The organism is Longimicrobium sp. (assembly GCA_036389135.1).
Lineage (GTDB): Bacteria > Gemmatimonadota > Gemmatimonadetes > Longimicrobiales > Longimicrobiaceae > Longimicrobium.
Window position 1 is genome coordinate 207998 of record DASVQP010000117.1, and the last position, 6251, is coordinate 214248.

Sequence of the window (6251 nt, forward strand, 5' to 3'; positions counted from 1 at the left end):
GGTCCCGCTCCGTGAGCGCCCTCCGCGCGCTGCTCTGCGCCCTTGCCGCCGTCCTCGCGGGTGCCCCGCTCGCCGCGCAGGACACCCCGCCCGGCTACGAGCAGGGGATCTACGACCTCCGCGTCGGCACCCTGAACCCACTCAGCGTCCCCGTGCTCCTCGATGAGCGCGGGGCCGTCCTCGTTCCGCTCCGGCCCCTGCTGGAGCTGTCGGGCGCCCCCTTTCGCGTGGTGCCGGACAGCGGGCTCGCCGTGGTCTCGCGGCCGCGCGGGGCCGGGCAGGCGGTGCTGGACGTGCGCGCCGGCACGCTCGCCGCCGCCACGCGCGTGACGCTCGCCCCCGGCGACGCGCTGGTGTGGGCGAGCGACGTCTACGCCACGGTTCCGCGTGCCGCGCAGCTGCTGGAGGCCGAGGCCGCCGCGGACGCCGCGGAGCTGACGGTGCGCTTCACCCGGGCCATTCCCTTTCCGGCACAGGAGCGCGGCGAGGCGGATGCACGGCGCCAGTTCGAGAGCGGGCTGGGGCGCGAGGGGCCCGCCGTGGACCCACGCTCCGTCCCCTTTCAGCCGCGTACCGGGGGCGCGGTGCTGGAGTGGGGCGTGTCGACCTCCACCCCCGATCTCGGGGTGCCCGACGCCGGGTCGGCCATCGTGGGACTGGGCGTGTACGGCGGGATGCTGCAGGTAGGCGCGTCCGTCTCCAATCCCGGCGGCGGCCAGCCCCTGCGCACCGATCCCACGGCGCGCTTCCGCCGCGTCTTTCCGCTCAGCCGCTGGATGCGTCAGGTGCAGGTGGGCGACGTGGCGACGGAGAACCTGCGCGTGCGGGCCGTGCGCGGCGTCACCATCACCAACGCGCCCTTCATCCGCGATCCGCTCTTCGGCTCCGTGCAGTACGACCCGTCCCTTCCCGCCGGGTGGGACTACGAGGTCTACCAGGACGGCCGCCTCCTGGGCTTCTCGCACGGCGCCGAGCGGGCGCCCGTCTCCATCCCGCTGGGCTACGGCAGCACGCCGGTGCGGGTGCGGCTGTACGGCCCGGCCGGCGAGAAGGTGGAGTCCGAGCTGGTGTACCTCGTACCCGTGACGCAGCTCCCCGCCGGGCGCTGGCAGTACGCCGTGGGCGGCGGCGCGTGCGTGCGCGACCCCGACTGCCGCCAGATGGGATACGTGGACGTGCGCCACGGCCTTTCCCGCGCGCTCACCCTCTTCGCCGGGGCCGACGCGCTGGCGGGCGACGAGTCGCGCGTGCGGCCGTACGGCGGCGCCAGCCTCGCGGGTGGCTCCGCGTGGGCGGCGCAGGTGGAGGCGATGGCGGGCGCCTTCGTGCAGGGTGCGCTTCAGAACTTCGGCAGCGGGCCCGTGTCGGGCACGCTGAGCGGCGGGGTGACCTTTCCCGGGCTGCAGGGGCGCTCGCTGGCGGGACCGCGGGGCGCGGCGCCCATTCCGGGGAGCGGCACCCGCTGGAACGTGGACGCCACCGCGGGGATCAGAACGCCGGGCGCCGGGCGGCGCATCGGGGTCACCGGGCGCGTGGAGGGCGGCAGCGGCACGGGGCTGGACCACGCGCGCGGATCGGTGCTGGGCACGGTTCGCGGGGTGATCCTGGAGGCCGCGGTGGAACACGTCGCCTCGCCGGTCCTGGGGACGTCGGACGTCGGCTCGCTGCGCGGCACCTTTCCGCTGCACGCCCTCAGTGGGCGCCTCCCGCGCGGCACGCTGGTCACCGCGGAGGCGGGCGCCGGGGCGGGCGGGGTGCGGCGCGCCGAGCTGGGCGTGTACGCGCAGGTGAGGTCGCTGGTGGTGAACGCGGTGGGCCGCTGGGACGCGCGCATCTCGTCGCCCTCGCTGGTGATCGGGACGTCGCTGCGCTTCGGCTACGGGCGCGCGCAGGCGAGGCTCGGATCGCAGGGAGGGCAGCTGACGGGCGGCACCACGGTGAGCGGCGCGCTGGCGTTCTCGGGCGGCGCCGGCATCGCTCCCCTGCCCTACGGCGGGATGGGGCAGTCCGGTCTGCACGGCGTCGTCTTCCACGATCTCGACGGCAACGGCGCCCTCGATCCGGGTGACGAGCCGGTGCCGGACGCGCGCGTCTTCGTGGGCGGTTCCCTGGTGAAGACGGACGCCGCCGGCCGCTACGCCACCTGGTCAGTGCTCCCGTACGAGATCGCCAGCGTGCGCGTGGATACGATCGGCCTCAACGATCCGTCGTGGGTCCCCGTGCGCGACATCGTGCTCCTGCGCCCCTCGCCGCACCTGTTCACGCGCGTGGACCTCGCCCTGGCGCCCACGCGCGAGCTGGCGGGCGCGCTGGTGCCGGAGCGCGGCGTCGCCACGGCGAGCGGCATCACGGTGGAGATCCTGGGGGCGGACGGGGCGGTGTCGCAGCGCGTCCTGACCTTCAGCGACGGCAGCTTTTACATTGGCCGCATCCGTCCGGGCCAGTACCAGGCGCGCGTCTCGGAGTCGTCGCTCCGCGCCCTCGGCGCCCGCGCCGCCCCCGCCATCATCACCTTCACCGTCCCCTCCGCCGGCAGCGACCCCCTGGTGGAGATCCCCGCGATCCGGCTGGTGCGGGCGCAGTAGGGCGGGCGAGTGAACTCGCTGCAACAACAGCACAAAGTCCGCCTTCGCGGACTCGGGGGCGAGATCCGCCCGTGCCTCAGACCCCGCACCGCACCTGTAGGGGCGCGATTCATCGCGCCCCGACGCCGCACCGCCGCCCGTCTCGTCACACCAGCGCATCGTAGGAGCAGACCCACGTGTCTGCCCGCCCTCTCCACCGCATCCAATCCCTGCCGTTCGCACCGGGGAAGCCGCGCGGCCCTCGAAGCGCCGCACGGATGCACGCGTGCGCCCCTCCCCCAGGTTGTTTTGGGGGAGGGGCAGCGAGGTGACGAGCGGGGGAGGGGGCATGCGGCCCGCGCCCCTACACCTCCACCACCGCATCCCCCACGCGGATCTCGCCGCCCTCCACGATCGTCGCGCGAAGCCCGCCACGGTCCGCCAAGTCGCGCATGACGCCGCGGTAGTTCAAGCGCTGGAGGCGGATGCACGGATCGCAGCGCTCCACGCCGCGCAGAACCACGTTCCCGATCCGGAACGTGCACCCTACGAGCGCGTTCAGATCCACCCCGCGCGTGACGACGTTGCGCCGCGTGTCGGCACCGGAGAAGTCGCGGCCAGTGGCGCGCACACCCTCCACCGCCTCCGCCTCCACCAGCGTGACCTCGCACACGGCGGCGAAACGGGTAGGCGGCGCCCCCAGGTAGCGATCACCCAGCAGCCCCTGCCCCGCCACCGCCGTCGCGACCTCGACCGGCGTGCGGGGCTCGCCGCGCGCGGTCGCCAGGAAGATCTCCTCGACCACGCCTGCCGTCACTCGCTCCCCGCCAGCCCCAGCTCGGGGGCGACGCCGCGCATCGCCTCGATGACGAAGGCGACGTGCTCGGGGAGGTCGACGCCGAGCAGCCCGGCGGCGTGGCGCACGTCCTCGCGGTCCACGCCGGCGGCGAAGCCCTTGTCCTTCATCTTCTTGAGCACCGACTTCGCCTCCAGATCCATCACCGACCTGGAGGGGCGCACGAGCGCGGCGGCGGTCACCAGGCCGGTGATCTCGTCGCAGGCGTAGAGGGTGCGATCCAGGAGGGACTCCGGCTGCACGCCGGTGCGCGGGGCGTAGTGCGCGAGTACCGCGTGCACCATCTCCTCCGGGTAGCCGCGCTCGCGCAGGATCTCGGTTCCGGGGAGCGGGTGCTGGTCCGGAAAGCGTTCGTAGTCGAAGTCGTGCAGGAGGCCCGTGAGCCCGAACAGCTCCTCGTCCTCGCCGAAGCGGCGGGCGTAGGCGCGGCACGCCGCCTCCACCGAGTACATGTGGCGGCGCAGGCTTTCGCTCTGCACGTACTCGTGCATCAGCGCCAGGGCTTCATCGCGGGCGGGAAGCGGCATCGGCTTGGTTGCGGATCGGGAAATGGAAACGGCTGCGCGGCCCAATGTAGAGGCCGCGCAGCCGTCGCGAAACGCCCGCCGCGCCGGTCAGGGGGCGGGGCGGGCGATCTCAAATGTGACGTGGACCTCGCCACCGCCCACCGCGATCCAGCGCGTCTGCATCCCGTACCGCGGATGCTCGATCTCCACCCGGTGGGTGCCCTGCCTCACGCGTCCGGTGACGAACATCCCCCGGCGGTTGGTGGCCCGCGGGGCGGTGCCTTCCAGGCGCACCGTCACTCCCTGCACAGGATCGCCGCTGACTGCGTCCACGATCAGACCGTGCACTGCGAGGTCCGGCGAGCCGGTCGCCCGCAGCGTCACGCCCTCCACGTGAACGATCTGCGCGAACACGACCACTGCGAGGTCGCGCAGCACCGGTGCGGTGCCGTCCAGGGTGAGGGTGACGGGGTCGCCGTGCTTGCCGTGCAAAGAGGCACGCGCGGTGATCGGCACCCCCACCGGCGCGGCGCAGAACCGGTAGTTCCCCTCCGAGTCCGACCGCACCTCGCCGCGCACGGCGCCGGCGGGGCCGGTCCACCATACCGTGACCGCCGCGTCCGGGATGGGGACCCGGCTCCCCCTGTTCCTCACCGCGCCGGCCAGCACCCCCGCGCCGGCCGCGAGCGAGTCGCACCCCGCGGCGATCACGGTGGCCAGCGAGGGGGAGAGGAGGCGTACGCTCGAGGCCGCACCGGTCCGCACCGCCACGTCCGTGGCCGGCACGCGGTAGCGGAGCGAGTCTGTGCGCGGATGGGTGAAAGTGACGGAGTAGCGCCCCTCACCGAGCCCGGCGATGCGGAAGCGGCCCTCGCTGTCGGTCATCGCCGTCCGTTCGGTCCCCACCAGGGCGACCCGGGCTGCCGACAGGGGGGTCTCCGTCACGGCGTCCACCACCACCCCTTCCAGCGTCCCGGACTCCGCCGCGAACACCCGCTCCCCGGCCGCCGTCGACACGTCCTGGACGTAGCCGCCGGTCTCGCGCAGCGCCTTGAGGACCACGTTGCTGCCGCGCCACGCCGTGGTGTTCCACGCCCTCGCGACCAGCTGCGGCATCCGCAGGCGCCAGCGGCGGACGATCCAGGCGCCCCCCGCCAGCCGCGCGAACTCCACGCGCCCGCCCACGCCCTCGTGCTCCTCCTCCCGCGGCAGGCCGGTGAAGCGGAAGTCGAGGTGGCGAAGCTCCGAGGTGGCCCGATCCAGCCAGAGCACGCCGCTCACGTCGGTCACGCCGCGGCGCCGCGACGGCTGGAAGGTGAGCCCCACCAGGCCCGCGGCCGGCCCTTCCCCCGGCTTCACGCCGAAGCAGTGCGTGTCCTGGAACTCGTCCGAAAGGAGGAGCGCGGCGTCCGGCGCGAAGAAGTAGATCCCGTCGTCGCGCTCCTCGCGGTACCCCACGCGAGTGAGCTCCGACGCGTCGCGGCTCCGCCAAACCGAGCGCCCGCTGGAGTTGAGCCGCCGCGACGTCTCGGTCATGATGCGCTCCGTCTCCGCCTCGATGTCGCGCACGTACTCGGTGAAGCCGAAGCGAAGCGTACCCGCCGTCCACGTGGTGGCGTCGATCGCCTTGCGCGCCTCCTCCCACAGCAGCGCCGCGGCGCGGCCGTCCGCGCGACGCACGTCGCAGCTCGTGCGGCCCTGCGCCACCAGCCCCTCCAGCGCCACCGGCGCGCCGGCGCTCACCAGCCGCAGCTCGCGCGACTCGCCCGCCGCCAGCGCCAGCGCGGGCGAGTTCGTCGCGCCGAACCCGATCCGCTCCGCGCGCACGCGGTAGCTCCCGGCCGCCCCGCCCCGCACGGTGAAGCGCCCGTCTGCGCCCGTCAGGGCACGCGCCACCACCGCGCCTCCCTCGCCGCGCAGGCTGATGAAGGCGCCGGAGACCGGCTTGCCGGCCGCATCCACCAGCACCCCCCGCACCTGCTGCGCGGCCGCGGGGCTCGCGGCGAGAATGGCGAGCATTGCGAGACGGACGATGCGCATGCGAGCTCCGGGTGCTGCGAGAGAGGCGGGGGCGACGGTGGAACGTTTGGAGCGGGCAGTTTCTGCCGGAAGGAAAAGCATCACACAGAGATCACAGAGGGAACCGCAGGCCGCAGAGAACCCCTTCTGCTGTTCTTTCCGTACCCTCTGTGTCTCTGTGTAGGCGTTCGACAGTGAAAGCTACACGCGAGAGACGGAATTGGCGCCATTGCTGGACTTTCGTATCCAAAATCGTTGGATTCACCGAAAACATGTTGTACATGGATTTCTACTCCGCCTTGACTT

General features: G+C 73.4%; 4 protein-coding genes. 1 reads left to right on the forward strand and 3 read right to left on the reverse strand.

Annotation, left to right across the window (positions count from 1 at the left end):
* Nucleotides 1-11: 11 nt before the first annotated feature.
* Nucleotides 12-2585: a hypothetical protein gene (locus VF584_24110; GenBank protein HEX8213282.1), complete on the forward strand. Its 2574-nt coding sequence runs from the start codon at nucleotides 12-14 to the stop codon at nucleotides 2583-2585.
* A 343-nt stretch (nucleotides 2586-2928) separates the two neighbouring features.
* Here VF584_24110 and VF584_24115 read toward each other — a convergent pair whose 3' ends face one another.
* From VF584_24115 to VF584_24125, 3 genes are all read right to left on the reverse strand, one after another.
* Nucleotides 2929-3381 (reverse strand): MOSC domain-containing protein, encoded by a 453-nt coding sequence (locus tag VF584_24115; GenBank protein ID HEX8213283.1) that lies wholly within the window; start codon nucleotides 3379-3381, stop codon nucleotides 2929-2931.
* Nucleotides 3378-3947 (reverse strand): HD domain-containing protein, encoded by a 570-nt coding sequence (locus VF584_24120; GenBank protein HEX8213284.1) that lies wholly within the window; start codon nucleotides 3945-3947, stop codon nucleotides 3378-3380. The genes VF584_24115 and VF584_24120 overlap by 4 nt, the downstream gene beginning before the upstream one ends.
* Nucleotides 3948-4034: 87 nt before the next feature.
* Complete coding sequence (locus VF584_24125) at nucleotides 4035-5966, reverse strand: carboxypeptidase regulatory-like domain-containing protein (protein HEX8213285.1); 1932 nt, start codon at nucleotides 5964-5966, stop codon at nucleotides 4035-4037.
* Nucleotides 5967-6251 lie beyond the last annotated feature (285 nt).